This window comes from Klebsiella sp. CN_Kp088 (assembly GCF_040064335.1).
GTDB lineage: Bacteria > Pseudomonadota > Gammaproteobacteria > Enterobacterales > Enterobacteriaceae > Klebsiella > Klebsiella aerogenes.
This window is the reverse complement of the sequence record NZ_JBEAIQ010000017.1, coordinates 36,664-63,242: the sequence shown is the minus strand read 5'-3', so window position 1 is coordinate 63,242 and position 26,579 is coordinate 36,664. Positions and strand designations below refer to the sequence as shown.

The 26,579-nt window shown below is 57.4% G+C and carries 23 protein-coding genes and 2 pseudogenes; 5 read left to right on the top strand and 20 right to left on the bottom strand.

All coding sequences use genetic code 11. The annotated features are described in order from the left end of the window. Window positions 1-30: 30 nt before the first annotated feature. From mutS to ABLV08_RS08900, 3 genes are all read right to left on the bottom strand, one after another. Window positions 31-2,592, bottom strand: a complete 2,562-nt coding sequence (mutS, locus tag ABLV08_RS08910; RefSeq protein WP_015703281.1) for a DNA mismatch repair protein MutS — start codon at window positions 2,590-2,592, stop codon at window positions 31-33. Window positions 2,593-2,832: 240 nt separating this feature from the next. Beyond that, a complete protein-coding gene (locus tag ABLV08_RS08905) occupies window positions 2,833-3,312 on the bottom strand; it encodes a hypothetical protein (protein WP_227512181.1) in 480 nt (159 codons plus the stop codon). A gap of 2 nt (window positions 3,313-3,314) precedes the next feature. Further along, window positions 3,315-4,037: a hypothetical protein gene (locus ABLV08_RS08900; RefSeq protein ID WP_032712415.1), complete on the bottom strand. Its 723-nt coding sequence runs from the start codon at window positions 4,035-4,037 to the stop codon at window positions 3,315-3,317. Window positions 4,038-4,178: 141 nt separating this feature from the next. Between ABLV08_RS08900 and ABLV08_RS08895 the strand changes: the two are divergent. Together ABLV08_RS08895 and ABLV08_RS08890 are read left to right on the top strand one after the other, a co-directional pair. Beyond that, window positions 4,179-4,921 (top strand): annotated as a pseudogene (locus ABLV08_RS08895) (transposase). A gap of 68 nt (window positions 4,922-4,989) precedes the next feature. Then, a complete protein-coding gene (locus tag ABLV08_RS08890) occupies window positions 4,990-5,178 on the top strand; it encodes a hypothetical protein (RefSeq protein WP_072001150.1) in 189 nt (62 codons plus the stop codon). Here the strand turns inward: ABLV08_RS08890 and ABLV08_RS08885 are convergent. The 6 genes and pseudogenes from ABLV08_RS08885 to ABLV08_RS08860 form a co-directional block, all read right to left on the bottom strand. Then, window positions 5,175-5,793 (bottom strand): annotated as a pseudogene (locus ABLV08_RS08885) (Fic family protein). The gene ABLV08_RS08890 and the pseudogene ABLV08_RS08885 sit on opposite strands and share 4 nt — an antisense overlap. Window positions 5,794-6,007: 214 nt before the next feature. After that, on the bottom strand, window positions 6,008-6,787 hold the full coding sequence (locus ABLV08_RS08880) for a heme ABC transporter ATP-binding protein (RefSeq protein WP_086630491.1): 780 nt from the start codon (window positions 6,785-6,787) through the stop codon (window positions 6,008-6,010). Continuing rightward, a complete protein-coding gene (locus tag ABLV08_RS08875) occupies window positions 6,780-7,775 on the bottom strand; it encodes an iron ABC transporter permease (protein ID WP_047053751.1) in 996 nt (331 codons plus the stop codon). Before ABLV08_RS08875 ends, ABLV08_RS08880 begins: the two co-directional genes overlap by 8 nt. After that, on the bottom strand, window positions 7,775-8,593 hold the full coding sequence (locus tag ABLV08_RS08870) for a hemin ABC transporter substrate-binding protein (RefSeq protein ID WP_042895296.1): 819 nt from the start codon (window positions 8,591-8,593) through the stop codon (window positions 7,775-7,777). Before ABLV08_RS08870 ends, ABLV08_RS08875 begins: the two co-directional genes overlap by 1 nt. Further along, complete coding sequence (locus ABLV08_RS08865; protein WP_015370007.1) at window positions 8,590-9,621, bottom strand: hemin-degrading factor; 1,032 nt, start codon at window positions 9,619-9,621, stop codon at window positions 8,590-8,592. The genes ABLV08_RS08870 and ABLV08_RS08865 overlap by 4 nt, the downstream gene beginning before the upstream one ends. A gap of 73 nt (window positions 9,622-9,694) precedes the next feature. Next, complete coding sequence (locus ABLV08_RS08860) at window positions 9,695-12,046, bottom strand: TonB-dependent receptor (protein WP_348855764.1); 2,352 nt, start codon at window positions 12,044-12,046, stop codon at window positions 9,695-9,697. A gap of 199 nt (window positions 12,047-12,245) precedes the next feature. On the opposite strand from ABLV08_RS08860, the gene ABLV08_RS08855 reads away from it, so the two are divergent. Then, on the top strand, window positions 12,246-12,539 hold the full coding sequence (locus ABLV08_RS08855; RefSeq protein ID WP_015703275.1) for a SelT/SelW/SelH family protein: 294 nt from the start codon (window positions 12,246-12,248) through the stop codon (window positions 12,537-12,539). A gap of 15 nt (window positions 12,540-12,554) precedes the next feature. Here the strand turns inward: ABLV08_RS08855 and ABLV08_RS08850 are convergent, their stop codons facing one another. Further along, on the bottom strand, window positions 12,555-14,264 hold the full coding sequence (locus tag ABLV08_RS08850) for a thiamine pyrophosphate-requiring protein (RefSeq protein ID WP_045361369.1): 1,710 nt from the start codon (window positions 14,262-14,264) through the stop codon (window positions 12,555-12,557). A gap of 35 nt (window positions 14,265-14,299) precedes the next feature. Next, window positions 14,300-15,241, bottom strand: a complete 942-nt coding sequence (locus tag ABLV08_RS08845) for an AEC family transporter (protein ID WP_015370011.1) — start codon at window positions 15,239-15,241, stop codon at window positions 14,300-14,302. A gap of 183 nt (window positions 15,242-15,424) precedes the next feature. Between ABLV08_RS08845 and ABLV08_RS08840 the strand changes: the two genes are divergently transcribed. Together ABLV08_RS08840 and ABLV08_RS08835 are read left to right on the top strand one after the other, a co-directional pair. Then, window positions 15,425-16,312: a LysR family transcriptional regulator gene (locus ABLV08_RS08840; protein ID WP_015370012.1), complete on the top strand. Its 888-nt coding sequence runs from the start codon at window positions 15,425-15,427 to the stop codon at window positions 16,310-16,312. A gap of 60 nt (window positions 16,313-16,372) precedes the next feature. After that, a complete protein-coding gene (locus ABLV08_RS08835; protein ID WP_015370013.1) occupies window positions 16,373-16,714 on the top strand; it encodes a nitrous oxide-stimulated promoter family protein in 342 nt (113 codons plus the stop codon). A 546-nt stretch (window positions 16,715-17,260) separates the two neighbouring features. Here the strand turns inward: ABLV08_RS08835 and ABLV08_RS08830 are convergent. The 9 genes from ABLV08_RS08830 to hypB form a co-directional block, all read right to left on the bottom strand. Next, window positions 17,261-18,115 carry a metal ABC transporter permease gene (locus tag ABLV08_RS08830; protein WP_047076825.1) on the bottom strand — a complete coding sequence of 285 codons (855 nt, stop codon included), beginning with the start codon at window positions 18,113-18,115 and terminating at the stop codon, window positions 17,261-17,263. Continuing rightward, on the bottom strand, window positions 18,109-18,957 hold the full coding sequence (gene sitC, locus ABLV08_RS08825) for an iron/manganese ABC transporter permease subunit SitC (RefSeq protein WP_015370015.1): 849 nt from the start codon (window positions 18,955-18,957) through the stop codon (window positions 18,109-18,111). Before sitC ends, ABLV08_RS08830 begins: the two co-directional genes overlap by 7 nt. Further along, the gene (locus ABLV08_RS08820; protein WP_348855763.1) at window positions 18,957-19,775 is read right to left on the bottom strand and encodes a manganese/iron ABC transporter ATP-binding protein; all 819 of its coding nucleotides are present in this window, start codon (window positions 19,773-19,775) and stop codon (window positions 18,957-18,959) included. Before ABLV08_RS08820 ends, sitC begins: the two co-directional genes overlap by 1 nt. After that, window positions 19,772-20,689, bottom strand: coding sequence for a metal ABC transporter substrate-binding protein (locus ABLV08_RS08815; RefSeq protein ID WP_015370017.1), 918 nt, complete (start codon window positions 20,687-20,689; stop codon window positions 19,772-19,774). Before ABLV08_RS08815 ends, ABLV08_RS08820 begins: the two co-directional genes overlap by 4 nt. A gap of 408 nt (window positions 20,690-21,097) precedes the next feature. Next, the gene (flhA, locus tag ABLV08_RS08810) at window positions 21,098-23,170 is read right to left on the bottom strand and encodes a formate hydrogenlyase transcriptional activator FlhA (RefSeq protein WP_045361365.1); all 2,073 of its coding nucleotides are present in this window, start codon (window positions 23,168-23,170) and stop codon (window positions 21,098-21,100) included. 139 nt (window positions 23,171-23,309) lie between these two features. Then, window positions 23,310-24,320 (bottom strand): hydrogenase expression/formation protein HypE, encoded by a 1,011-nt coding sequence (hypE, locus tag ABLV08_RS08805; protein WP_015703266.1) that lies wholly within the window; start codon window positions 24,318-24,320, stop codon window positions 23,310-23,312. After that, complete coding sequence (hypD, locus tag ABLV08_RS08800) at window positions 24,317-25,438, bottom strand: hydrogenase formation protein HypD (RefSeq protein ID WP_020078097.1); 1,122 nt, start codon at window positions 25,436-25,438, stop codon at window positions 24,317-24,319. The genes hypE and hypD overlap by 4 nt, the downstream gene beginning before the upstream one ends. Continuing rightward, the gene (locus tag ABLV08_RS08795; RefSeq protein ID WP_348855762.1) at window positions 25,438-25,710 is read right to left on the bottom strand and encodes a HypC/HybG/HupF family hydrogenase formation chaperone; all 273 of its coding nucleotides are present in this window, start codon (window positions 25,708-25,710) and stop codon (window positions 25,438-25,440) included. The genes hypD and ABLV08_RS08795 overlap by 1 nt, the downstream gene beginning before the upstream one ends. Further along, window positions 25,701-26,573 (bottom strand): hydrogenase nickel incorporation protein HypB, encoded by an 873-nt coding sequence (gene hypB / locus ABLV08_RS08790; protein WP_015703263.1) that lies wholly within the window; start codon window positions 26,571-26,573, stop codon window positions 25,701-25,703. The genes ABLV08_RS08795 and hypB overlap by 10 nt, the downstream gene beginning before the upstream one ends. Window positions 26,574-26,579 lie beyond the last annotated feature (6 nt).

Genomic DNA, 26,579 nt, shown 5'->3' with positions numbered 1-26,579 from the left:
ACGCCAGGCTTTTTGTTATTTAACGCTTAATTACGCCAGGCTTTTCAGGCGGTAGATCCACTCCAGCGCCTGACGCGGGCTCAGCGAATCCGGGTCAAGATTCTCCAGCGCTTCCAGCGCCGGCGAGGTCTCTTCCGGCGCGGAGAGCAGCGACATCTGCGTACCATCAACCTGCGTGGCGGCGGCATTTGGCGAAATGCTCTCCAGCTCGCGCAGTTTCTGCCGCGCGCGCTTGATCACCTCTTTCGGCACCCCCGCCAGCGCGGCGACCGCCAGGCCATAGCTCTTGCTGGCCGCGCCGTCCTGCACGCTGTGCATAAAGGCGATGGTATCGCCATGCTCCAGTGCATCGAGGTGCACGTTGGCCACGCCTTCCATTTTTTCCGGCAACTGGGTGAGCTCGAAGTAGTGGGTGGCGAACAGGGTCAACGCCTTGATCTTATTCGCCAGATTCTCGGCGCAGGCCCATGCCAGCGACAGACCGTCGTAGGTGGAGGTGCCGCGACCAATCTCGTCCATCAGCACCAGGCTGTGCTCGGTAGCGTTGTGCAGAATATTGGCGGTTTCGGTCATCTCTACCATGAAGGTGGAACGGCCGCTCGCCAGGTCATCTGCCGCGCCGACGCGGGTAAAGATGCGGTCGATCGGGCCAATTTCTACTTTCTGCGCCGGCACGTAGCTGCCGATATAGGCCAGCAGCGCAATCAGCGCGGTCTGGCGCATATAGGTACTTTTACCGCCCATGTTCGGGCCGGTGATGATCAGCATGCGGCGCTGCGGCGCCAGCTGCAGCGGGTTGGCGATAAACGGCTCTTTTAGCACCTGCTCCACCACCGGGTGACGGCCTTCGGTAATGCGAATACCGGGTTTATCGATAAAGGTCGGGCAGCAGTAGTTCAGGGTCTCCGCGCGTTCCGCGAGGTTCACCAGTACGTCCAGCTCGGCCAGCGCGCTGGCGCTGGTTTGTAAGTCGGCCAGATGCGGCAGCAGCTTTTCGAACAGGTCGTCATAGAGCTGTTTTTCCAGCGCCAGCGCCTTGCCTTTTGAAGTCAGGACCTTATCTTCGTATTCCTTCAGTTCCGGAATAATGTAGCGCTCGGCGTTTTTCAGCGTCTGGCGGCGCACGTAGTGGATCGGCGCGTGCTGGCTCTGGCCGCGGCTGATCTGGATGTAGTAACCGTGAACGGCATTGTAGCCGACCTTCAGGGTATCAAGGCCCAGCCGCTCGCGTTCGCGGATTTCCAGTTTGTCGAGATAATCGGTCGCGCCATCGGCCAGCGCCCGCCACTCATCCAGCTCTTCATTATAACCCGGAGCGATAACGCCGCCGTCACGCACCAGCACTGGCGGCGCGTCGATGATCGCGCGTTCCAGCAGTTCACGCAGTTCGGCGAACTCGCCCATTTTCTCGCGCAGCTGTTGCACCGGCTGACAGTCAACGTCGGCCAGCAGCTCGCGCAGCAGCGGCAGCTGCTGGAAGGCATGGCGCATACGGGCTAAATCGCGCGGGCGGGCGGTACGCAGCGCCAGACGCGCCAGAATACGTTCGAGATCGCCGACCTGACGCAGCACCGGCTGCAGCTCGGTATAGCGTTCCTGTAAGGCGCCAATAGTTTGTTGGCGTTCAACTAGCACCGCGGTATCGCGTACCGGCATATGCAGCCAGCGTTTGAGCATGCGGCTGCCCATCGGCGTGACCGTGCAGTCGAGTACCGAGGCAAGGGTGTTATCAACGCCGCCGGCGAGATTCTGGGTGATCTCCAGATTGCGACGGGTGGCGGCATCCATAATGATGCTGTCCTGCTGGCGTTCCATGGTGATGGAGCGGATGTGCGGCAGCGAGGTGCGCTGGGTATCTTTGACGTATTGCAACAGGCAGCCGGCGGCGCACAGCCCGCGCGGGGCGTTTTCGACGCCGAAGCCCACCAGATCGCGGGTGCCGAACTGCAGGTTGAGCTGCTGGCGCGCGGTATCGATTTCGAACTCCCATAGCGGGCGACGGCGCAGGCCGCGGCGGCCTTCAATCAGTGAAGATTCGGCAAAATCTTCCGCATATAGCAGTTCCGCCGGATTGGTACGTTGTAGTTCCGCCGCCATGGTCTCGCGGTCGGCCGGTTCGCTCAGGCGAAAGCGCCCGGAGCTGATATCCAGCGTCGCGTAGCCGAAGCCCTTGCTGTCCTGCCAGATGGCGGCCAGCAGGTTGTCCTGGCGCTCCTGCAGCAGCGCTTCATCGCTGATGGTGCCCGGCGTGACGATGCGTACCACTTTGCGTTCAACCGGCCCTTTGGTGGTGGCCGGATCGCCAATCTGTTCGCAAATTGCGACCGACTCGCCCTGGTTTACCAACTTTGCGAGATAGTTTTCCACCGCGTGGTGGGGAATGCCGGCCATGGGAATCGGTTCGCCCGCGGAAGCGCCGCGTTTGGTCAGCGAGATATCGAGCAGCTGCGAGGCGCGTTTGGCGTCGTCATAAAACAGCTCGTAAAAGTCGCCCATCCGGTAAAACAGCAGGATCTCCGGATGCTGAGCCTTCAGCTTCAGATACTGCTGCATCATTGGGGTATGGGCGTCTAAATTGTCGATTGTGCTCATAGGGTGGTATCCAGGTCCCTGATTTTTAATAGAGTGCGATTTTATTATTGTCGTCGTTATCGCATGAGGAAGACATGATAACGGAGATAGGCATTTGAGGGAAAGTGACGAAGTGGATGCAGCGATCCTGATTCCACTTCGCGAACGCGCGGCCATCGCTAAGCTGGCCGCGCGTGACGTTCAGGGCGCCAGATAAACCTGTGGAATCGCTTAGTTCGTTTTGCCGGGATACTGACAATATTAGCGGCTGCCATCGAAGCGCGCAGGTGCAGGGCGGGCGGTGATTTTAATATAATGTTTCCATGCCACAGGGCGAGAAACGCCGCGCGGGTCGCCGGTGAATGGGAGCTGAATGAAGGGCCTCGAGGGTATTTCAACCCGCCATGTCGTATCGCCAATAAAACTGAACTCGACTGAGTTTGAATGTATTTTCAGGTCAGTGAACGAACCTGTCAGGTACGCGCCACCCAGCGTTAATATTTCTTTCACGCCATCATTCACATCGAGTAGTACGATTTTGAGTGCTTCTTCATAGGGAACGTCATCAGTAAGAAATAAAAGCAGACGTTTATCATCCACCTGAACAGCAACTTCTACGACCTGCACAGGAACCATGAAACCCGTGCTTTTTCCAGCGATCAGAACTTCATATTTGCCCATGGTTGTTGGCGTTGGTTCTTCCCTGAGTTGAAGTTTTACATTGTGTAGCAGCTTAAACATAGTTAGTCCCAGAACCCGCTGATTTCCCATGCGGCAATCGCGCCGCCAACAAAAGCCCCGATAACAACGCAAACAGGAGCTCCTGGACCACACATCAGCCCCGCGAGCGCTCCCCCGCTCCAGGCTCCGGCAACCCCGGCGCTACTTATGGCAAGTTGCCGTTGAGTCTCAAGAATTCTATCCTCAGCTTCATAGATTTGATAAATGGCTATGGCAAGCGAAAGGAATATCAATCCTCGTCCGGCCCCGGATAAACGCTGCATTTTAATATTTACTTCATGGTTGGATTTGCCGGCGGATTGCACCACGGTGCTGTAAACCGCGTTTTTCTGCGAAACCGAAAGGTTATTAAAATTTACTTTATCGCCGTACAATGCCTTTGTTTTATAGGCTATAAGCTCATTCAGCGTCTTGCCCTGTGCCTTCATTTTTTGCGCCAGCGCTTTACCTACAGGTGTGCTTCGGTAACGGATGAGTTCCATAAGGAGGTTACGCGTTTGGTTCGCTTCCTCGGCTGCTTTTTCCCAGCTAATGATGCTGCGTGAAGCTTTGGAGTAGAGATCGTCAGACATGGTTTTGATACGGCGTGAGTACTCAAGCCTGAGCTTCGGATCAACAAACAATACGCCGGAAGCAGCGTTAACATCACCTTGTAGCGTTGCGATTGCTCGCTCCAGTTTTTTCTTTCCTTCAAGATCAAGAGATGCAAGTAAAGCAGTGTCCATAGCGCTTTTACCTTGAATGTATCGAGCTAACGATAGTAGCAACGAAGGGATGGGTTGAAAACTGTAAGTATCCCGGCAAAACGGTCCATTCACTTTTAGAGATCTTCCGACATACTGATTATGTCCCCTGAGAAGTTCGCTATGCGTAAAGCCCGATTCACTGAACACCAGATCATCGCCGCTCTGAAGTCCTTTGAAGCCGAACGTACCGGCAAGGATGTGTGCCGTGGGGCCGCTATTTCGGAAGCCAGCTATTACAACTGGAAGGCTAAATATGGCGGGATGGAAGCGGCCGATATAAAAAAATTAAAGACCTTGAGGATGAAAATCGACGTTTGAAACAGATGTTTGCCGACCTGAGCCTTGAGTGCCGGGCACTTAAAGACGTTATCGCTGAGCAGGACGGTGTATTTTTATCAGCTTGATACCCGGCGTGATGAACCGGTGAACCATGCGCTGACGGAGCCGGCAGAACGCTATCCGCGCTACGGTTTTAAGAAGCTGATCCAACTGCTGCGCAGGCAGGGTAATACCTGGAACCATAAACGTGTTCACCGGATTTACTGTCTGCTGAAACTGAATTTTCGTCGCAAGGGAAAACAGCGGCTGCCTGTGCATAATCCAGCACCACTGGCGACACCGCAAGCCAAAATGCTTTTATCGAACGGTTCAACCGGACATACCGGACAGAAATCCTGGATTTTTACCTGTTCAGAACACTGAATGAAGCACGGGAGATTACCGGGCGCTGGCTGATAGAATATAACAACGAGCGACCTCATGAATCCCTGAATAACCTGACGCCGGAAGAGTACCGGCTGATGGCTGAAAAAGCGGAACTCTCAAAAGTGCATGGAACTGAAGCTGGGATACTTACGTTTTAACAAGGTTTGCAGTTAATTTGCGTAGAAATTTTGGTATACTGTTTGAACGATGTCTTTCAGCTTAGATTCTGCTTTTCAGGAGTAATTATGAGCAACAACAAAAAAATCAGGCAAGCTACGCTAAGCCATCTCGTGCTGATATTGTTCGCTCAGTAGCAACTTCTACGGCTGTTGAAACAGGGCAGTCATCCGCGAAGATCGAAGCTTCACTTGAAGCCACGCGCAAAAAATTTGCTCATTTGCGTCTTGCGGTTTAACCCCTTCTTAATGCCTCACCGACCCAGTGTTTCATCGGCTTGTAGTCCATTGATATGCCAGCATGGATGGCTGATATATACTGAGTTTTGTTTTGCTCCCAGCTTTGATAATCCAACGGTTTGTATCCTCCCTGAACGGCCATCACGTCGGCTAGCAGTCGCGACAGGCGTCCGTTTCCCTCTCTGAATGGATGGATAAGTATCAGCTCGATATGGGTTATGGCGATAGCGGTGATGAGTTGTTCTTCGTCCATGCCGCTACATGGCGTGAAAGGAGCAAGATATTTGGTATCGAATTCGTTCAGTAGTTTTGGCAACTGTGCAGAGGGGGCAAACATAAAGCCGCCTTTGCTGAAGTTAACCGCTCTTTCTTGTCCAGCCCACTCGTAGATGTTACCTAACCAGTGGTGGTGCCAGCGTTTTAGCATGGCGACAGCTGAGCTGTCCCTTCGGAAACTGTTCTTCAAAAACAGACTAGTAGAGTTGTTCTAACAGGACAAGTTCAGCCTCATCTATCTCATCAGAAGTAGCGATCCCCAGCTTATTAGCCAAAACCTGCTCGTCAGAGTCTTTCTCATACTGACCTTCACTGCTGGATACATGGTATCGGCTCATGGAGATGCCCTGTGTTATTAGAGGGATGGAATAACAGAGGGATTATAACGCTGGATGAGTACAGTAAACAATTTTCGCAAAATCAGATAGTTATAAAATTGTGGGTTAAAATGTAGTTTTATATTATGGTGAAAAATAATCGTTATTAATCAGTGCCAAACATGACTCCACTTCGCGAACGCGCGGCCATCGCTAAGCTGGCCGCGCGTGACGTTCAGGGCGCCAGATAAACCTGTGGAATCGCTTTTTCCGGATGCTGGCCGAGGCGCACGTCCGCGCCGTACCAGCGGCTAATGATTTCCTGCTGGATAACCTGATGCGGCGTGCCCTGCGCCACCACCTGTCCCTGGTGCAGCAGCAGAATCTGGTCGGCCCACAGGGCGGCGAGGTTGAGATCGTGCAGCACCACGCAGACATGTAGCTGGCCGGAAGCGGTCAGCCGCTTGAGCAGGCGTAACAGATGCTGCTGGTAATAGAGATCCAGCGCCGAGGTGGGTTCATCCAGAAATAGCCATCCCTGCGGCGCGCCGTTTTGCCACAGCTGCGCGAGACAGCGGGCCAGCTGTACCCGCTGCTGCTCGCCGCCGGAAAGCGACGGATAGCGCCTGCCGCGCAAATGATCGCAGCCGGTTTTCGCCATAATATCGTGCAGAGTCTGCGGACTGGCGGTCGCTTCCCATGGCGAGCGCCCCATGGCGATAACCGTTTCCACCGTCCAGTCGGCCTGGAGTGGAGTGCGCTGCAACATCACCGCCCGGCGGCGCGATAGCGCCTGCGGCGACCAACGCTCCAGCGCTTTGCCGTCCATCATGCGTTCGCCGCTATCCGGGGTAAGGAAGCCGGTTAACAGCCGCAGCAGGGTGGATTTGCCCGCGCCGTTCGGGCCGATCAGCGCGGTCATCTCGCCGCCGCGAAGCGTCAGCGAAACCTGGTCAATCACCTGTCGTTGGCCGAGCCGCAGCGACAGACTTTGCGCCCGATAGTCTTTATCCATGGATTGGTTTCTCCCGACGAAATATCAGCCACAGGAACCACGGCGCGCCCAACAGGCTGGTTAGCAGCCCCACTGGCATCTCCGCCGGCGCGGCGACGGTGCGCGCCAGGGTATCGGCAATCAGCAGCAGAATCGCGCCCGCCAGCAGCGATCCGGGGATAAGTCCGCGGTGGTCCGCCCCCAGCCACATTCGCATCAGATGCGGCACCACCAGGCCGATAAAGCCGATGACGCCGCTTATCGCCACCGCCGCGGCAACCAGCACCGCGCTGCATAACAACAGCAGCCGCTGTATCGCCCGCACGTTAACGCCGAGATAGTGTGCCTCTTCATCGCCGAGTTGCAGCAGATTAAGGCGTGTTGCCATCCGCCACACCGCTATTGACGCCGGAATAATCAAGCTGGCCGCCACCAGCAGCGTCGGCCATTCGGCCTGACCCAGGCTACCCATTCCCCACAGCGACAGCTGGCGTAGCTGAGCATCGTTGCTTAGCCAGGCCAGCACGCCGACCAGCGCGCCGCATAAGGCGTTGATGGCGATCCCCACCAGCAGCAGCCGCGACAGCGAACCGTCACCTGCGCGGCTGAGGATAAAAATCATTGCCATCACCGCCAGGCTGCCGATAAACGCCGCCAGCATCGGCATATACAGAGCTAACAGCGCCGGCACGCTGAGCGGCAACACCAGCCAGCAGGCCACCGCCAGCGCCGCGCCGCTGCTGATGCCCAGCAGCCCCGGGTCGGCGAGCGGGTTGCGAAACAGCCCCTGCATCACGCAGCCGGACAGGGCCAGCGCGGCGCCGACCAGCAGCGCCAGCAGCACCCGCGGCAGACGGATCGTCAGCCAGATATGGCGCAGGATTTCATCGCCGGAGGGCAGCAGGTTGACCAATGGCAATCGCATTGCGCCGAGGGTGGTGGCGTAAAGCGTCAAGGCGACCAGCAGCAGCGTCATCAACAGCAAATGGCGAACGAGGGCAGGGCGCATCAGGGCAACTGCTCCGCTTTTTTCCGCAGTTCGAGGATCGCCTGCGGCGTACGCGGGCCGAAGCCAAGCAGGGCCATATCGTCGATCGCCAGTAGTTGTTTATGGCGGCCAGCGGGTGTTTGCGCCAGACCGGGCAATTTCCATAACCCGCTTTCGCCGCCCATCCCCTTGAGACCATCGGCGGAAATCACCACCAGATCCGCCTGGCTTGCGGCCACGCCTTCCTGCGACATCGCGCGATAATGGTCAAAGCCCTGCATTGCGTTTTGCAGCCCGGCGGCGCGGATCGCGCCATCGGCGGCGGTGTGCTGTCCGGCCACCATGGTATTCATCCCGCCGTGGCTGAGGATAAACAGCACCCGTTTGGCGATAGGCCGTGAGGGAATGGCGGCTATCCGCTGCTTGACCTGCTGGCGCAGCACGTCGCCTGCCGGAGTTTTACCTAATGCTTTGGCAATAACGGCGATTTTGTTATCGATGGCGGCAAGGTTATCGCCGCCCGGCACGTTGACGACCGTCACCTTGCTGTCCTGCACTTTCTGCAGCACCAGCGACGGCTGCGCCTGCGCGCTGGCCAGCACCAGCTGCGGGCGTAAGGAGAGGATCCCCTCGGCGTTTAACTGCCGTAGATAGCCGACATCCGGCAGCTTATGCGCGGCGGCAGGCCAGGTGCTGGTGCTGTCTTTCGCCACCAGCTGCTGCCCGGCGTTCAGCGCGTAGACAATTTCGGTAACGTCGCCGCCGAGGGAAATTACTCGTTCGGCGGCCGCGCTGGCGAACAGCGGCAGTGCGGCAAGCAGTATTAACCAACGTTTCATGCCGGCTGCCCTTCCGCGCACAGACGCGCCACCTGCGCGCGCCACTGTTGTTGCTCCGGGTGGCCTTCGCTGCGCTGGCCGTACAGCTGGGCGATTTGCGTACCGTCTTTGGCAAACAGTTCGACGCTGGTGACGTGGCCATCGGAGGTCGGTTTACGGGTGACCCAGATTTCATCCACGCTGTCTTCACGCAGATGCAGGGTAAAGGCGCTGTTGAAGATGTTGATCCAGCCGCGCATCGGCGCCAGCTTTTCCAGCGCGCCGGTGAAGATCTGCACGCAGCCGCGGTTGCCGACGAAGATCATGATTTCATTGCCGTCCTGGCGCACCGTTTCCAGCAGTCCCGGCAGCGCATTATTGTCGATGCGGCAGGCTAGATCGTCGCTCACCAGGCGGAAGGCCTGCTGACGGGAAAGATTGTGTTTACGCAGCAGACCGAAGAACTGGTGCACATCGGTCATCGCGCGCCACTCCTTTTCCAGCGCCGCGGCGTCGGCGGAGTCGGCGTACTTTACGCGGTCGGCCGGGCGAATCGTCAGCGCGCCGGGCGCCGTCTCGCTGAATTTGGCTACCAGCGTTTGCCATGCCGCCATATCGGTTTTCCCGGTGGCGTAAACCTTTAGCAGCGCATCGCCGTGCGGGTCGAAGAACTGAATGCTCTGGCGGCCGTTATCGTTGAGGTGGAACACGCTCGACCATTGGCTGAGGAACAGGCGCAGGTCGAGCGCCCGCGGGTTGAGCACCAGCCCGGCGTGGCCGCTCAGGTGCTGATGGGTAAATTCGCCGACCTGCTCGTGCACCGCGTATTCGTTGCGGCAGATGCATTTGGTTTCGCCGACGCTCTCCAGGGCGGCGATAATCGCCCGTACGTCGTCGTGCAGACGCACGGCATCGTGACCGACGCGCGCGGCGGTTAATTCGGCTTCGCTAATTCCCATCTCTGCGGCGATGTCGCGGGCATATTTGGCGGTGGAGCGGGCTTTGGTGGCCTGGTAGCGCTGCCACAGATCGTCGTGTGCGTTTTGCATAATTCACATCCTTCTCTACGATGAATTTCCCCGGCCCGCGGGCCGGGGGGCAGGTTTGTTATTATTCGGGCGATCAGAAATCGATATTCACGCCCAGTTGCCAGGTCCTTCCGGGCATCACAGCCAGCGCTTTATCGTTGGCATCCTGATTGGTACTGGTCTCGATGTTGCGGCTGCTCAGGTAGTCCCAGTATTTACGGTCGGTAATGTTGTAAACCCCGCCTTTGAGACGAACGTTCTTCGCCACCTGCCAGTAAGCGGTCCAGTCCAGCATGCCGTAGCCCGGCACGCGCATATATTCGGTGCTGGAATCGGCGATGGCGGAGCCGGTGTTGTTGTAGCTCTCGCGGCTGGTGGCAGTGGCCTGTTTGCCCTTAACAAAGGTGGCGGTCAGCGCCGTACCGTAGCGCTTAGCCGGATCGTCCCACGCCACGCCGACGATCGCTTTCATCGGCGCGACGCTGTCGAGGTCGACGTATTTATCGCCGTAGTAGCTGGATTTCGATTTCCCTTCGCTATAGCCCCAGGCGAGGGTGGCGCTCAGGCCATCCACCTGCTCAAACCAGGTGCCGAAGTTAAATTTAGTGCTGATCTCGCCGCCGTAGATATAGGCCTTATCGCGGTTTTCCGCTTGATAAATGGTGTAAATATTCGACGGGACGTTAGTGAATTTACCCGGATTGTTGGCGCGCGAATAACGCGTATAGGCGATAAAGTTCTTATAGCTGTTGTAGAACAGCGCGGTACGCACGGTGATGCCTTCGGTGACTTCGCCCTTGATACCCCATTCAATATTGTCGCTGGTCTCGGTTTTCAGATCGTTGTTACCGATTAGCGCGTACTGCTGGCTGCCGGCATAGCTGGAGCCCAGGTTCCACGAACCATACAGCTGGCTGGCATTCGGGAACTGCGCGCCGCGCTGGTACTGCAGATAGGTCATCAGCCGCGGCGTAATGTCGTACTGGAACGTCAGTGACGGCAGCACCTGGGTGTCGCTGTTTTTACCATACAGATTCGCCACCGACGATTCGGTGAGCACGCTGCTGTTGGCGCTAAGATCGGACAGATCTTCCGGTTTAGTGGACTGATGCGTCACGCGTACGCCGGGAATAATCGCGAAGTTGTGGCTATCGAGATCGAAGTTGATCTGATCCTGCACGTAACCGCCGAGGGTGTAGCTACGGCTGTCCGCTTCCGGCTGCATAATTTCGCTGTAGACGCTGGGGATCGGCGACTGGCTAAATGGCCGCTGGGTTTTGGTCGTGCTGGCGTTAAAACCGGCGCTCAGGTCGTGGCGGCCGATGCTTTTCGCGAGCGCGGTCTGCAGGCCCCAGGTATCGGTATCGTAGTCGGAATTGACCGTCTGCATTTTGCGGGTGACGCTATCCGGCATCCAGGTCCAGTCGTGAGCCTCGGTATGCTGGTAATACACCTTGGTCGAGACGCTGTCGATGTAATCGTTCATCGGCGTCCAGTCGTCTTTCAGGCTCAGCCCCCAGCGCCGCGTCTGGTTGGTTTGGTTGGCGGTGCCGATCACGCTGTTACCGCTGGAGTCCCACGAATCGAAGTGGCTGTGGTTGGTCTTGTGATAGTAGTCGAAGGTGCTGGTGAACTTATGTTCATCGTTCGGCTGCCAGATGCCGGAGGCCATAAACGCGTCAGAGTGCCAGTTTGCCGGGTAAGCGTCGACGCTGCCGCTATTGTTCTCGGTTTCCTGGCCATCGCGGCGGCTGTAGACGAAAATGCCGCGCAGCGTTTCATCGCCGCCGGCGACGGTGACGCCGTTATGCCAGCTGCGGTCGGAAGAGTCGTAGCCGCTCTGGTAGCCAAAGGCGCTGGTTTTGCCCGGGCGCAAATAGTCATCCGCCGATTTCGGGCGGAAGGAGACGTTGCCGCCGATTGAGCTGTTAGCGGTCTCGGTTGAGGTGGCGCCCGACTGAATATCCACGCTGCCGTACATATAGGGGTCGATATAATCGCGGCCAATGCCAAAGGTGTTGAGGCCGGAACGGCCAACGTAGCCGCGGCCGGTGGCGTTTGGCTGGGCAATGCCGTCAACATCGATGCCGACGCGGTTGCTTTCGAGGCCGCGGATGTTGTAGCCGGTATAGCCGCCGCGATCGAAACCGCTTTTACCGTTGCCGGAACCGCCGCTGGCGCCGGTGGCGCTGATGAGGGGTTCATAACGCATGATTGAGCCGAAGTCGTTGGCGCCTTTGTCCTGCAGTTCCTGCGCGCTCACCGAGTGCTCGTTGCCGGCTTTCAGCTGTGGGGCCGGGGCGGTCACCACCATCTGTTCCGCGCTATCCGTCGTGTTATCCTGGGTCACGGCCGCGATAGCGGCATTCTGCGCGATTGCTGCGAGCAGAGAAGTCGCCAGCAGGCTTTTCTTACACCATGCTGCTGATTGAGTCGATTTGTACATTTGTAGCCACGCCTTGATAATTATTAGTATCGGCTCACGCGTTACTTCCAGAGTGCAGGTTGGTCCGTGTTTTCCCTGGCGGACAGTGGTATTCCTGATTTAGTAATTGCGAATGGTAATGATAGGTATTATCGTTTGCAACAAAATAATCATCTATTCTGAATTTTGTTTACATTCGTGCGGAGGGGAGCAAGCCAACATGAGCCATAAAGCGATGATTACCATTCACTACTGTTCCCAATGCAACTGGATGCTGCGCGCCAGCTGGATGGCCCAGGAGCTGCTGCATACCTTTAGTACCGATATCGCTTCGGTCACGCTGGTGCCCGGTACCGGCGGCATTTTTGTGGTAACCGTTGACGGGGTACAAATCTGGGAGCGTAAGCAGGACGGCGGTTTTCCGGATGCGGCTGAACTGAAACGGCGGGTGAGGGACGTCTGCTTCCCGGAAAAAGCGCTGGGGCACGTGGATAATGCCGGGAAGCAGATCTAAAACGGCTGGCTGCGATTAACGTCCTAGTTCAACGTTGACCAGTACGCTTTGTCGGCGAGTGCGAATAATAGCGACCGCCTCTTCCAGTACCCCGGGGAGATCTTCCGCCAGCGAAACCGTCAGCGCAGCCGCGCGGCTGGAGGCGGCGAGCGCGGCGAAATCTGGCGACGACGAGAACGCGGTGGCCGGGATCGCGTCCATTTTAGCAGCATAGCCGTCGGGATAGAGCGCCCGGGTGCCGCCCGCCACCGCTCCCCAGCCGCCATTGTTGCCGACCACCACCAGTACGGGAAGCTTCATCACTTCCGCGATGTGATGACACACCGCCGGATTGGCAAAGAGATAGGAGCCGTCGCCAACGGCGGCGATGATAAGCTCACCCCGCCGGGCGAGCTGCAGCCCTAAGGCGATGGGCAACGCTTCACCCAGACCGCCCGCCAGCGCTTCCTGATAATAACTGTCCGCCTGAGTCAGGCCGGCAAACTGCGGCATTGTTGTCAGTTCAGAGACGATCTTCCCCTGATGTTGATTGGCAAGCTGACCCAGACAGTAACTCATCCAGGGTTTGCCAATCGCCCCTTTTTGGTTGGCGTGGAGGAGGGCTTCACGTTGGTTCTTCGCGTGTTGTATCAGGTTAAGCACATGCTTTTCACGTTCAGCCACCTGCCGTTGCTTCGCCGCCACATGCGGCTGGAGCGCCTCTTGTAAAAGTTCGAATACCTCGTCGGTTTCTCCGGCCAGGTTAATATCGGCGCGATAACCGCGGACGGGGTAGCGGGAAAAAAGCGGATCGGGGCCGATCTGGATCACCTTACAGCTGTCGTTGCAGCGGCTTTCTTCGATGATCCACGGGGCCTGTGAGTCGATAACGATGATGACGTCGGCGGCAGAAAGCCAGCCTTCGGGATCGCTGCCGGCCAGCATAGGATTGTCGCTACTAAGGGTGACTTCAGTACCCCAGTATTCCACCACCGGAATAGCCCACTCCTTAACCAGGGTATTGAGCCGCGCAAATCCACCAGACGTTCTTGCGCCGCGCTGGGCGAAGATGACCGGCTGCATGGCATTGGCTATCGCGTCGGCGGCGCTGGCAATATCCGCTCGCGTTGGCGCGTAGCGTACCGGCTGTTGGGTTGGTTCGGCATGAAGCGCTTGTTCATCGATCGTGAACGTTTCGCATAGCGGCTCGCGCGGCAGGCTCAAATACACCGGCCCCTTTGGCAATGAACGGGCTATCGCCCATGCTCTGTCAACATGCTCGCCGATCTGATCGGCAATGCGTAATTCAAAGTCCCATTTCACCGACTCGCGAATGAGCGCCGCTTGATCGCGCATCTCCTGGCCGTAGCCAATCGGCGTGTTGCGACAACCAAAGTGTGAATGCTCGCTAATTGGCGTACGTCCGCCAAAAATCAGTACCGGAATATTGCTGTTGGCCAGATTGATGACGCCGCAGGCGGCATTGGCCAGGCCTACGTTAGTGTGAACCATGACGGCCTGCACTTTCCCGCTCCCGAGATAATAGCCATGGGCCATGCCAATAGCGGCGTTCTCGTGGGGACATATCACCAGCTCCGGTACCTGTTGTCCCGTAGCACGCATTTTGGCCCACGCTTCAATAACCGGGGGATAATCGGTACCCGAATTAATAAAAATATAGGCCACGTCGAGGGCCTGAAGCCGGTGCAGTAATAATTCAGCGGCCGATACAGTGATAGAAGTCATATTCTCTCCGGATTAACGCGATGTTATCGCCGTGATTAAAAGGTCAGGAAAATAAATGCGCCCATCGTAATGATGGAAGTAATAATACTTAGCGCCATGGTCGAGGCCATTTCTTGCTCGCCGGACTTATATTGCATGGCGATAATAATGGCGATCGAGCCCACAGGAATCGCCATCGTTAATACCACTTGTTTTATTTGCTCCATGCTGAAACCCATTTTCAACAAAATGAGGTAGCAGGCGCCGGGCACCAGAATATTACGGGCGATGACGGTAATAATGGTGGCGGAGGTGATGACAATGCTGCGAGTATAAAGCACGATGCCTGCGGCAAACAGCGCCAGTCCGCCGGAGGCCTTACCCAGCAGACCTAGCGACATTGATACGGTTTCTGGAATATGAATATCCATTAATACTAATATCAGCGCGACAACCGGCGACCATACCACCGGCTGCTTGATGGCGTTGATGACCCGCGTGGCAAAAGAGATATTCTGGCTTTTATCCCCCGTTGCAACGGACATCAGAATCATCACCAGCGGGAGCTGGAAGACATTTTGCGTAATACTGGAAACAGTAATGAGTGAGGCGCTGACGGTACCGAATAAAAAAGCCAGTACCGAGGTGCCAATGAAGGGAACGGCCGGCGAGCCGATGGCCAGAGCCTGTAGGGTACTGAGCGCCAGGGAGCGTTTACAGATATAACGGGCGATAGCTAAGGGAATAAGGAAACTCAGAATTAGCGCCAGGATAATGGCGATAGCGACCGGCCCCATGCTCATCACGATATGCCGCGGCGTCATGACCATATTACTGAAAATACTCAGCGGTAAAGCATACAGCATCACAATTTTATTAATATCACCAGCCTGCTGCCAGTTGAAGTCTTTGCGTTTACCGCTGATATAGCCAATGAGAACGGTAATGATAACGGGTAAAATAGCGCCGAGGATTAATAGAATGTTGTTCTGTGTCATAGTGATTTATTCTCATTATAAATTATCGTTAGGGTCAGGGTGTTGATCTATAAATATTGATAGTGTTTCCCACGGAAATGCGCCGCTGTTGCACTATTCATTTTTTTCGTTGCTTACTGCATTCTTGACGCAAAAAGAAGCGTCAGGGAAATGTAAAAATAATTCGTTCAATGAGTAATTGTCATGGCTATGAAAATTAAACAGATACAAGCCTTTCTTACCGTCGCCAGCGAAGGAAATTTAACCCTGGCTGCGGAGAAAATGGGGATTACGCAATCCGGGCTCAGCCGATTATTGCTGACCCTGGAGGAGGATCTGAATGCCACCTTATTTGAACGACATAAGCATGGAATGGCGTTAAGCGAGTATGGCAGCGCGTTTTTACCCTATGCCATGACAATGTTGAATACGGAGAACAAGGCCAGAGAGGAGATGGCGCTGATCCGCGGGGCGGGCAAGGGGATTTTGAGAATCGGCTGCGTATCCAGTCTGTTAACCAGCCATTTTATTGATAAATTAGCCGCCTTTCATAAACGCCATCCCCAGATACACATCAAAATATTCGACCGCATTGACTCAGAGTTGTTTAAGTTGCTGCTGATGCATGAAATTGATATCGCCCTCTGCGGGCCTTTACCGCACGACGATAAAATCGTAGTTCGTGGAAAAATTAACTGGCAGGATCGTATTTGTATCATTTCAAGGCCAGGCCATCCGCTACAAAAAGAAAAACGTCTGTCGCTTGCGGCGATGCTGGATTATCCGTGGATCATGCCGCCGCCATTAAGCACGCCGATGCTTATCCTTGAAGATATTTTTCGCTCGCATCAGTTACCCTGTCCGGTTCCTATTATCGAGTGCGCTTCATCCGCGGCGATAAAATCCTTTATCGCTGAGAGCGATCTTTTAACGTCAATGCCTGCCCCCGTCTATCGACTGGAAGAGAAGCTTGGATTGTTGCGCCCGCTGGAGGCGGAGGGCAGCGTGTTTGTCCGAGATTTCTATGCCTGGAGCCATTTTGGCGTGTTATCCGGAGCCGCGCTGCAGTTAATCCAGCATCTGAAGCAGTGAGATGCCCTGACAGATACAAAGGTGTATAATCAATGCATCTTATTGGCTTGAGGCTGTGACATGGGCAAACGCATCGATCGCGAAAAGAAGACTATCGGCAATATGATCAGGCTTTATCAGCGCCGCTGCCCGGATGCGCGCAACGACGGCGAACATTACCTGGCGCTTAACGCTTACGCCGACAAGCGGCTGGATAAGTGCGTATTTGGCGAAGAGAAGCCGGCCTGTAAACAGTGTCCGGTACACTGCTATCAGCCGGCGAAGCGAGAAGAGATGAAGCGGATCATGCGCTGGGCCGGGCCGCGGATGCTCTGGCGGCATCCGATTCTGACCATTCGTCACCTGATTGACGACAGGCGGCCGGTGCCGGAGCTGCCAGAAAAATACCGGCCGAAAAAATAGCGGCCTTTCCACGGTTTGCGCTGCGCTTCGTCGGCACCGGGGATTGCGGTTAAAGGATCGTAGATACTGCTATCGGTTTGCAACTTTTTCGCTTGAGAAAAAACGTTTATCGCGTGTCGCTTCAGAGGATATTGCGCTCCCGTTTGATTTTTATGCAATATGTTTTCCGTGGCGCAGGGAGCGCACAGAGGGCGGCCAGTCGCCGCCGCCCTCTGTACTCCCGGGCTTTGGCCGCCAAAATCGCCACTTCGTGGTTCCTTCGACTTATCCCTACAGGCTTCGGGTCGGGCCGAGGCTGCGTCCCTGCAAGTCACGGCCCTCAGCCCGCATCCATGCGGGCTGCCCCGGCCTTCCGGGAACGTCTCAGCGATTTTGAGGCCCATCAACACCGGCAGTTTCAGCCAGCATGGTGAATAAATTAAAGGCAGGCCGCACAGACTGTAGGTCGGATAAGCGTAGCGCCATCCGACAATTCTCCCTGCTCGCGCTGCGCTTAGCAGGGCTACAGCTCCTGGCATTCGCGTTTTTTGTCGCCCCGCTAAGGCGTTAGCCGCCATCGGAGATCGTTGCTGACGCCCTTTGTTTCTGACCGTCACGGATAGTACTGGCGACAAAGGCCAGCACGAACAGCGCGGTAAATAGCACCACGATGGTTGGCGCCGGCGCGCTATCGAGATAAAACGACAGCCAGACGCCCGCCAGCGAACAGCCCACGGCGATTACCGTTGCCAGCAATAATGCGCTGACAAAGCGCCGCGTCAGCAGCAGGGCGATAGCGCCGGGCGCTATCAGCAGCGAAATCGACAGAATAATCCCCACCGACTTTAACGTCGCGACGATAGTCAGCGCGATCATGCACAGCAGACCATAATGCAGCAGCCCGCAGCGCAGGCCGCTGGCTTTGGCCTGATTGGGATCAAAGGCGTGCAGTAAAAAATCGCGCCACTTTAGCCCGATAATCAGCGCAATCGCCAGCGCAATCACCGCCGTTTGCCCGATATCGCTGGCGGATATTCCCAGCATATCGCCAAACAGAATATGGTCGAGATGGACCTCGGATTGAATCGCCACGTACAGCACCAGCCCGGCGCCGAACATCCCCGAGAAGACGATCCCCATGATGGTATCGCGCTTGATGCGGCTGTTATCGTCGAGAAAACCGGTGGCGACGGCGCAGAATAAGCCGGCAATAAACGCGCCGATGGCGAAGGGGATGCCGATAATGTAGGCCACCACCACGCCGGGAAACACCGCGTGGCTCATGGCATCGCCCATCAGCGCCCAGCCTTTTAATACCAGAAATACCGACAGCAGCGCGCAGGGGACGGCGACGATCGTCACCACCAGCATCGCGTTGACCATAAACGGGAACTGTAATGGTTCAAGGAGCATCGTTAGCATGAGGCCTCCCTGGCGCGGCGGCGGTTGGCCAGCAGGCCGTGCTTCGGCGCGAAGACAAAGGTAGCTAAGAACAGCAGCGTCTGCGCCACCACGATGATGCCGCCGGTGGCGCCATCAAGGTAGTAGCTCAGCCATGCGCCGAAGAAGCTGGTCAGGCTGCCGATAGCGACGGCAATGGCCAGCAGACGCGGGAAGCGGTCGGTTAACAGCCAGGCGGTGGCGCCGGGCGTCACGACCAGACAGATGACCAAAAACGCGCCTACGGTTTGCAGCGCCGCCACGGTGCAGGCGGCCAGCAGGGTGAAAAACAGCAGCTTCAGGCCGCTGGTGTTAAGGCCAATCGAGCGGGCATGGTTCTCATCGAAGAAGGTGACCATCAGGTCTTTCCACTTCAGCAACAGGATCGCCATCGAAATAAAGCCAATTGCCGCCAGCTGGATAATATCCTCCGGAGCGATGGCGAGAATATTGCCGAGAATAATAGTTTGAATGTTCACCGAGGTCGGATTCAGCGACACCATAAACAGACCGATGCCGAAAAACGAGGAGAAAATCAGCCCGATGATGGCGTCCTCTTTAAGCCGCGAACGCTGGTTAAGAAACAGCATGCTGCCTGCCGCCAGGCCGCCGGAGAGAAACGCGCCCAGCGCAAAGGGCAGGCCGAGCATATAAGCGCCGGCGACGCCGGGAACGATCGAGTGGGAGAGGGCGTCGCCAATCAGCGACCAGCCTTTGAGCATCAGGTAGCAGGAGAGAAAGGCGCAGACGCCGCCGACTAATGCCGAGACCCACATCGCGTTGAGCATGTATTGATAGCCAAACGGCTCCAGCAGCCAGCTCATCATTGGTCCCCCGCCGCGCGATGGCTGATAAACGGTCGCTCATCGTCGGTGATAATGCGCTCTTCCGCGCCGGTGAGCGTGACGTGACGCAACACGCCGCTGAAGGCCAGCTCCAGGTTCTCGGCGGTGAAGGTGGTCTCCGTCGGGCCGCTGGCCAGCACGGTGCCTTTCACCATCACCGTGTAATCGCAAAATTCGCTGACTGAACCGAGGTTATGGGTAGAAACCAGCATGGTACAGCCTTCGTCGCGCAGTTCTCGCAGCAGGGCAATGATCCGCGCCTCGGTCTGCACATCGACGCCGGTAAACGGCTCATCGAGCAGGATCACTTTGCCTTCCTGAGCAATGGCGCGGGCGAGGAACACGCGCTTTTTCTGCCCGCCGGAGAGCTCGCCAATTTGTCTTTTGCGGTATTCGCTCATCCCTACGCGGGCCAGCGCGGCATCAACAATCTGCCGGTCGCGGGGCTTCGCCCGCCGCAGCCAGCCCATATGGCCATAGCGGCCCATCATTACTACATCTTCCACCAGCACCGGAAAAGACCAGTCCACCTCTTCCGATTGCGGTACGTAGGCAACAAGATTTTGCCGAAGCGCGCGGTTGACCGGCTGGCCGAGAATGGCGATATCGCCGTGGCCGACGCGCACGAAGCCCATCAGCGCTTTGAACAACGTCGATTTACCGGAGCCGTTGACCCCCACCAGCGCGGCAATCGATCCGCGCGGTACGCTGAACGAGGCATCGCGCAGGGCGGTGTGGCCGTTGCGATAGGTCACCGTGACCTGGTCGACGATAAGTCCCGCTTGTGGCGCAATCATGACTGTTTCCTCAGGCCATCGTTGATCCCTTTGACGATGGTTTCGGTGGTGACGCGCAGCAGGTCAAGATAGGTCGGCACCGGGCCGTCGGCGGCGCTCAGTGAGTCAACATACAGTACGCCGCCATAGTGGGCGCCGGCTTCACGGGCGACCTGTCGCGCCGGTTTGTCGGAGATGGTGCTTTCACTGAAGATGGTCGGGATATGCTCCTTCTTCATGGTGTCGATGGTTTTACGCACCTGCTGCGGCGTGCCCTGCTGGTCGGCGTTAATCGGCCACAGATAACGCTCCTGCAGGCCGTTATCGCGCGCCAGATAGGAGAATGCGCCTTCGCTGGTGACCAGCCAGCGTTTGTCCGCCGGCAGTTTCGCCAGTTCGGCCTTCAGCGGCGCCATGGTCTGGCGGATCTTCTCTTTGTAGGCCTCGGCGTTACGGCGATAGGTGTCGGCATTGACGGGATCGTATTTCACCAGCGCATCGCGAATGTTATCGACGTAGATCAGCGCATTATCCGCCGACATCCACGCGTGTGGGTTGGGTTTGCCGTTGTAGGGGCCATCGCTGATACCCATCGGCTGAATACCGTTGCTGACCACGACTTCCGGTACGCCGTTCAGATGCTGATAAAAACGGGCGAACCACAGTTCGAGGTTGAGACCGTTGGCGAGAATAAGCTTCGCCCCCTGCGCGCGTTTGATATCGCCCGGCGTCGGTTGATATTCGTGAATTTCCGCGCCCGGCTTGGTGATTGAGCTGACATCGGCGGCGTCGCCGGCGACGTTCTGCGCCATATCGGCGATCACGGTGAAGGTGGTAATGACTTTAAATTTTTCTTGCGCCTGAGCGGGGGCGATGGCAAGCAGCGCTAATGCGGCGGAGAACAACAGGCACTTGAACGGCGGCAGATGCGTCATAGGATCCCTCACGGTATTGCGATTAATTAATCATCGTTTATAGCCTTTGCTATGTTATATAGCACAAGCTATTTATAAATGAAAATAATTCTTATTTAGATGTTGGGGTAATGATTAGGTTGAGAAGGATTGTGAGGGGGTTTAACCCAGGGGCGGTCCGGTATTCGATTGGTCGCGCCGTTATTTTGTCGGATGGCGCTACGCTTATCCGACCTACGGTCCGTGCGCGATTTGGTAGCCCCGGTAAGCGTAAGCGCCACCGGGGAGAGCGCAAGCGGTTGTGCCGTTATTTTGTCGGATGGCGCTACGCTTATCCGACCTACGGTCCCGCGCGATTTGGTAGCCCGGAGAAGGCGCAATGCGCCGCCTCCGGGAGAATCCTTAAGCCATTAGAGACATATCGCCGGGCTAGACTAACCGATCCTTATTAATGCCTAAACGCTTCATGCGCGACAGCAGCGTCGTGCGCTTGAGCCCCAGGCGCTGGGCGGCGCCTTTTGGCCCGGCCACCACGCCGTTGCTCTCTTTCAATACCCGGACGATCAGCTGATATTCATCTTCGCCTTCCTCCGGCAGCACTTCCGGCGCCAGCGTCTCCTGTTCAATATGCATTTCCGGCAGCGACAGTTGCAGTACGTTGCCGCGGGTTAACAACACCGCGCGCTCGACGACGTTTTCCAGCTCGCGCACGTTGCCCGGCCACTCCATGCGCGAAAGCGTACGCAGGGTCTCCGCCGGAATACTGTCGATGTTGCGCCCCAGACGGCGGGCGATTTTGAAGGTGAACGCTTTCACCAGCAGCGGAATATCGTCCGGCCGTTCGCGCAGCGGCGGCAGGTGGATCGGGAACACATTGAGCCGATAGTAAAGATCGCTGCGGAATTCACGATCGATAACCATCTGTTTGAGATCGCGGTTGGTGGCGGCGATCAGCCGTACATCGGTCTGAATCAGTTTATTACTGCCCAGGCGTTCGAATTCCTGCTCCTGGAGAACGCGCAGCAGCTTCGGCTGCAGCTCCAGCGGCATATCGCCGACCTCATCGAGGAACAGCGAGCTTTTGTCCGCTAGTTCGAAACGGCCGATGCGCTGGGCGCTGGCGCCGGTAAAAGCGCCGCGCTCGTGGCCGAACAGATCGCTTTCCAGCAGGCCCGCGGGCATCGCCGCGCAGTTCATTTTCACCATCCGCCGGCCGTTGCGCCCGCTCAGGTTATGAATAGCGCGGGCAATCAGTTCCTTACCGGTGCCGGTTTCACCGAGGATCAGCACCGTACTGTCGCTCTGCGCCACCATCTCCACCTGTTTAAGCACGCTGTGCATCGCTTCGCTGCGACCGATGATTTCGCCGAACTCGCTTTCGACGTTGTTGAGCTGTTCGGTGAGCGCCAGGTTTTCATCCACCAGCCGTTCTTTCAGACGCTGGATCTCGCGGTAGGCGAGGGCGTTATCAATAGCTATCGATACGCGCTCGGCGATTTGCCGCAGCAGTTTAAGGTTGGTGGTGGTAAATACTTGCTCATCGCACTGCGCCAGCTTAAGTACCCCGAGCAGCGTATTGCCGGACATGAGCGGCAACAGGCACAGGGTCTGGATCTGGTTATCCCACATCTCGAAGAGCATTTTCTCATACGGCGCCAGCGAGTCGTGCTCATGCAGATTGAGTAACAGCATCTCTTTGCTCTTAAACACCCGCTCGGTTAGCGTGCCGGCTTCATCGACTTCGCTTTGGTCGTGGACCGGATGGCTGGCGTCGAGATAGTGGGTAGAGTAGATGTTAAGCTTGCCTTTGCGGTTGCTGCGCAGCACCACGCTGATGGCGTCGATGCGGAAATAGCGGTGGATCTCTTTCGCCACCTCGCTGACCAGCTCGTCAATATCGAGGCGCGACAGGACGGCGTTGGTGATGGCCACCAGGATGCGGAAGTTATCGCGCTCGTGGCACAGCAGGTCGTAATCGACGTTGTTGCTGACCCGGCTTTGGATCTGCTCGGTGACGACGGCGACAATCTGCGCGAAAGTATGCAGGCGCTGGTACTCTTTTTCGCTCCATGGCCGGTTGCGGTCGCGGATGAACTCACAACCGCCGAAGATGCGGCCTTCCGCCGCCAGCGGCAGCAGGCAGTAGTAGCCGAATTCCGGGTAAATGCAGCTGGCGGCCAGCTGCGGCCAGGTTTCAGCGAAGGTCACGTTGTCGCAATGTAGCGCGTCGGGGCGCGACAGCAGGCGGCGTACCGGGCCGTGCGCCAGTACGGTTTCATCTTCGTAGCTTGCCGGCTGCCCGGCGTCGTCGCAGGCGTACCTGGCTGCGCGATGGTTGCCGTGGTTCCACAAGATAATCGCCGCCCGGTCGGCAAGCGCGGATTGCTGCACCAGACGGGTTAGCGTTTCACTCAGCGCGGCCAGATCGGGCTGCTGTAATAAAATACGGGTGATATCAAACAGACCCTGCTGCCCGAGATCGCCCATTGGTGTATACGACATTGCTTAAGTCCAAAAAGCGCCGCAGCGCGGCGCAGAATAAAGAGATGAATCAAATAATAGTCTGTTAATAAAACAATTGTTGCCGTTGTTGAGGTCGCCCGGATAAGGCGAAAGCCACAATCCGGGGTGGGTTCAATGGTTAACAAATTCTCGGCAGCGGTTCGGCGTGGGGAAGATCGAGCGTACGTTTAACGCCATATAACCCGACAGAGCGCACGCCGGCGCGCTCGACAACGTCGCCAATTATCGCGGCATTCTGTCCGAGCGGGTGAGACCGTAAATGCTCAAGTACGCGCGGCGCGGCTTCTCTGGCGACGGCAATCACCAGTTTACCTTCGTTGGCGAAATTCAGGGCGTCCAACCCCAGCAGTTCGCAGACGCCGCGCACCGTATCGTTGACCGGCAGCTTCGCTTCATGCAGTTCGATACCGCAGCCGCTGGCGGCGGCGAACTCGTGCGCCACCGCGTTGACGCCGCCGCGGGTGGCGTCGCGTAGCGCTTTAATGCCCGGAATCTCGCGCAGGGTCTGGATAAGCGGCGTCAGCACCGCGCAGTCGCTGGATAACGCGCCGTCCAGCCCCAGCTGTTCGCGCAGGTTAAGAATGGTGGCGCCGTGATCGCCGAGCGTGCCGCTGACCAGCAGCACATCGCCGGCGCTAATCTGCTGCGCTCCCCAGTGAATATCGCCGGGGATGGCGCCAATACCGGCGGTATTGATGAATATTTTATCTGCCGCGCCGCGCGGCACCACTTTGGTATCGCCGGTCACAATGGCAATCCCGGCCTGCTGAGCGGTAGTTGCCATGCTGCGCACCACCGCTTCCAGCGTCGCCATCTCCAGCCCCTCTTCGAGGATAAACCCGCAGGAGAGATAGCGTGGCACGGCGCCGCTGACCGCCACGTCGTTGGCGGTGCCGCAGACCGCCAGCTTGCCGATATCGCCGCCGGGGAAAAACAGTGGGTCAATAACGTAGCTGTCCGTTGAGAAGGCCAGCCGATCGCCCTGGGCGGCAAGCCCGGCGAGATCTAAACGCGCCTGATCTTCCTGTTCGGCCAGCCAGGGGTTGGCGAAGGCCTGCATAAACAGCTCGCCAATGAGTTGCTGCATCGCCTGACCGCCGCTACCGTGAGCTAACTGAATGCTTTTCATGCTTTATTTTCCTGACTGCGATATTGATACCAGGCGGCGCAGGCGCCCTCTGAGGAGACCATCAGCGCGCCAAAGGCGCTCTGTGGATTGCAGACGCGGCCAAACAGCGGGCACTGGTGTGGTTTACAACGCCCGGTCAGCACTTCACCGCAGCGGGCGCGCGGGTCGTCGCAAACGCGCTGCGGCGCCGGGCGGAAATGGGCCTCGGCGTCAAAGCGTTGATAATCTGGCGTCAGGCAAACGCCGGAATCGTTGATCGTCCCCAGGCCGCGCCATTCGCTATCGCCGCTCAGGCAAAAGACTTCGGCGATTGCCGCCTGCGCCAGCGCGTTACCGGCATCCGGCACCACGCGACGGTACTGATTCTCTACCTGACTGCGCTGCGCTATTTTCTGCTCAACCAGCATGATCACGCCTTGCAGTAGATCAACTGGTTCAAATCCAGCAACGACTAATGGCCGATGATAGTCGCTGGCGATGAAACCGTAGGCGTCGGTGCCAATCACCATACTGACGTGGCCGGGGGCGAGAAACGCATCGATACCGTTGTCCGGCTGGTCCAGCAGGCTGCGTAGCGTCGGCAGCAAGGTGATGTGCTGACAGAAAAAGTAGAAGTTGTCGACGTTGCGCTCGCGAGCCTGACGCAGCGTCAGCGCGGTAGCGGGCATGGTGGTTTCGAAACCGAGACCAAAAAAAACTACCTCGCGCTGCGGATTCTGCTGCGCCAGCCGCAGGGCGTCCATCGGCGAGTAAACGATTCGCACATCGGCGCCGCGACTCTTTGCCTGCAGCAGCGACCCGTTTTTTCCCGGCACGCGCATCGCATCGCCAAAGGTGCAGAAAATCACCCCCGGACGGCTGGCTATCTCGATACACGCATCAATGCGGCCCATCGGCAGGACGCACACCGGGCAGCCGGGGCCGTGAATAAATTCAATATTGTTCGGTAATAGCTGGTCGAGGCCGAATTTGAAGATGGCGTGGGTATGGCCGCCGCAGACCTCCATCATCCGCAGCGGGCGGGCTTCACTGTAGTCCAGCAGCCGGGCGCGCTGCTGCAGATGTTCGACCAGCTGCAGCACCTGCTCCGGCGCGCGGTATTCATCAACAAAACGCATTATCGCTCCTCGCCGTATAGCAGCGCGCCGACGTCCGGTTCCACCTCGAACATGTTTTGCAGCGCCTCGAGGGTATCGCGCGCTTCGGCTTCGTTAATCACGCTCATGGCGAACCCGACGTGTACCAGCACCCACTGGCCGATGCGCGGCTGGCCCTGTTCGTCGTCGGCGCCGACCAACGTCAGATCGACTTCGCGCTGAATGCCGCACACTTCAACCTTTGCCACCACGCCGTCAATCGTGCGAATTTGCCCCGGAATGCCTATGCACATCGCTGCGTCTCCAGCCAGTTAAGCCACTGGTCCATGCCTTCGCCACTGGTGGCGGAGAGCAAAATAATCTCGATATGCGGATTCACTTCCCGCGCGCAGGCGAGGCACTTCTCGACGTCAAAGTTGAGGTACGGCAGCAGGTCGACTTTGTTGAGCAGCATCAGGCTGGCGGCGGCAAACATATGCGGATACTTCAGCGGTTTATCTTCTCCTTCGGTGACCGACAGCACCGCCACTTTATGGCGTTCGCCAAGATCGAAGCTGGCCGGGCAGACCAGGTTACCGACGTTTTCGATAAACAGAATGCCGTTATCGCCAGCCGGCAGGCGCGCAGAGGCGTCGGTAATCATTTGCGCATCGAGATGGCAGCCCTTGCCGGTATTGACCTGAATCGCCGGCGTGCCGGTGGCGCGGATGCGCGCGGCATCGTTGACCGTCTGCTGATCGCCTTCAATGACCGCGCAGTCGACGATGCCTTTCAGGCGGGTCAGGGTTTCGGTGAGCAGGGTGGTTTTACCGGAGCCGGGACTGGAGACCAGATTTAGCACCAGTTGGTTATTCGCCGCGAAGCGCGCGCGGTTGCGCGCCGCCAGGCGGTTGTTTTTATCCAGAACGTCGATTTCGACTTCCAGCATCCGCCGTTGGCTCTGGCCCGGCGCGTGGGTACCCGCTTCGCCGTGGCCGTAATGCAGATCGCCTTGCGCGCTGCGGGTCGGGGAGAAGTTATCGGTTTTCACGCCGGTGATGGTCATGGTCTGGCGCGGGGCGGGGGCGAAGGGGGCGCTGCGAAACGCCGAATGCGGGTTATGTTCATCGCCTTCGATATAAAGGTTGCCTTCTCCGCAGCCGCATGTCGTACACATAATCTT

Bases quoted from the DNA above. Each gene is read 5' to 3' on its own strand.
- hypB (WP_015703263.1), bottom strand. From the start codon at position 26,573: ATGTGTACGACATGCGGCTGCGGAGAAGGCAACCTTTATATCGAAGGC.
- ABLV08_RS08850 (WP_045361369.1), bottom strand. From the start codon at position 14,264: ATGACTTCTATCACTGTATCGGCCGCTGAATTATTACTGCACCGGCTT.
- ABLV08_RS08835 (WP_015370013.1), top strand. From the start codon at position 16,373: ATGGGCAAACGCATCGATCGCGAAAAGAAGACTATCGGCAATATGATC.
- ABLV08_RS08845 (WP_015370011.1), bottom strand. From the start codon at position 15,241: ATGACACAGAACAACATTCTATTAATCCTCGGCGCTATTTTACCCGTT.
- mutS (WP_015703281.1), bottom strand. From the start codon at position 2,592: ATGAGCACAATCGACAATTTAGACGCCCATACCCCAATGATGCAGCAG.
- ABLV08_RS08860 (WP_348855764.1), bottom strand. From the start codon at position 12,046: ATGTACAAATCGACTCAATCAGCAGCATGGTGTAAGAAAAGCCTGCTG.
- ABLV08_RS08865 (WP_015370007.1), bottom strand. From the start codon at position 9,621: ATGCAAAACGCACACGACGATCTGTGGCAGCGCTACCAGGCCACCAAA.
- ABLV08_RS08830 (WP_047076825.1), bottom strand. From the start codon at position 18,115: ATGCTAACGATGCTCCTTGAACCATTACAGTTCCCGTTTATGGTCAAC.
- ABLV08_RS08820 (WP_348855763.1), bottom strand. From the start codon at position 19,775: ATGATTGCGCCACAAGCGGGACTTATCGTCGACCAGGTCACGGTGACC.
- ABLV08_RS08795 (WP_348855762.1), bottom strand. From the start codon at position 25,710: ATGTGCATAGGCATTCCGGGGCAAATTCGCACGATTGACGGCGTGGTG.
- sitC (WP_015370015.1), bottom strand. From the start codon at position 18,957: ATGAGCTGGCTGCTGGAGCCGTTTGGCTATCAATACATGCTCAACGCG.
- ABLV08_RS08840 (WP_015370012.1), top strand. From the start codon at position 15,425: ATGGCTATGAAAATTAAACAGATACAAGCCTTTCTTACCGTCGCCAGC.
- ABLV08_RS08905 (WP_227512181.1), bottom strand. From the start codon at position 3,312: ATGTTTAAGCTGCTACACAATGTAAAACTTCAACTCAGGGAAGAACCA.
- ABLV08_RS08855 (WP_015703275.1), top strand. From the start codon at position 12,246: ATGAGCCATAAAGCGATGATTACCATTCACTACTGTTCCCAATGCAAC.
- hypD (WP_020078097.1), bottom strand. From the start codon at position 25,438: ATGCGTTTTGTTGATGAATACCGCGCGCCGGAGCAGGTGCTGCAGCTG.
- flhA (WP_045361365.1), bottom strand. From the start codon at position 23,170: ATGTCGTATACACCAATGGGCGATCTCGGGCAGCAGGGTCTGTTTGAT.
- hypE (WP_015703266.1), bottom strand. From the start codon at position 24,320: ATGAAAAGCATTCAGTTAGCTCACGGTAGCGGCGGTCAGGCGATGCAG.
- ABLV08_RS08815 (WP_015370017.1), bottom strand. From the start codon at position 20,689: ATGACGCATCTGCCGCCGTTCAAGTGCCTGTTGTTCTCCGCCGCATTA.
- ABLV08_RS08875 (WP_047053751.1), bottom strand. From the start codon at position 7,775: ATGCGCCCTGCCCTCGTTCGCCATTTGCTGTTGATGACGCTGCTGCTG.
- ABLV08_RS08870 (WP_042895296.1), bottom strand. From the start codon at position 8,593: ATGAAACGTTGGTTAATACTGCTTGCCGCACTGCCGCTGTTCGCCAGC.
- ABLV08_RS08900 (WP_032712415.1), bottom strand. From the start codon at position 4,037: ATGGACACTGCTTTACTTGCATCTCTTGATCTTGAAGGAAAGAAAAAA.
- ABLV08_RS08880 (WP_086630491.1), bottom strand. From the start codon at position 6,787: ATGGATAAAGACTATCGGGCGCAAAGTCTGTCGCTGCGGCTCGGCCAA.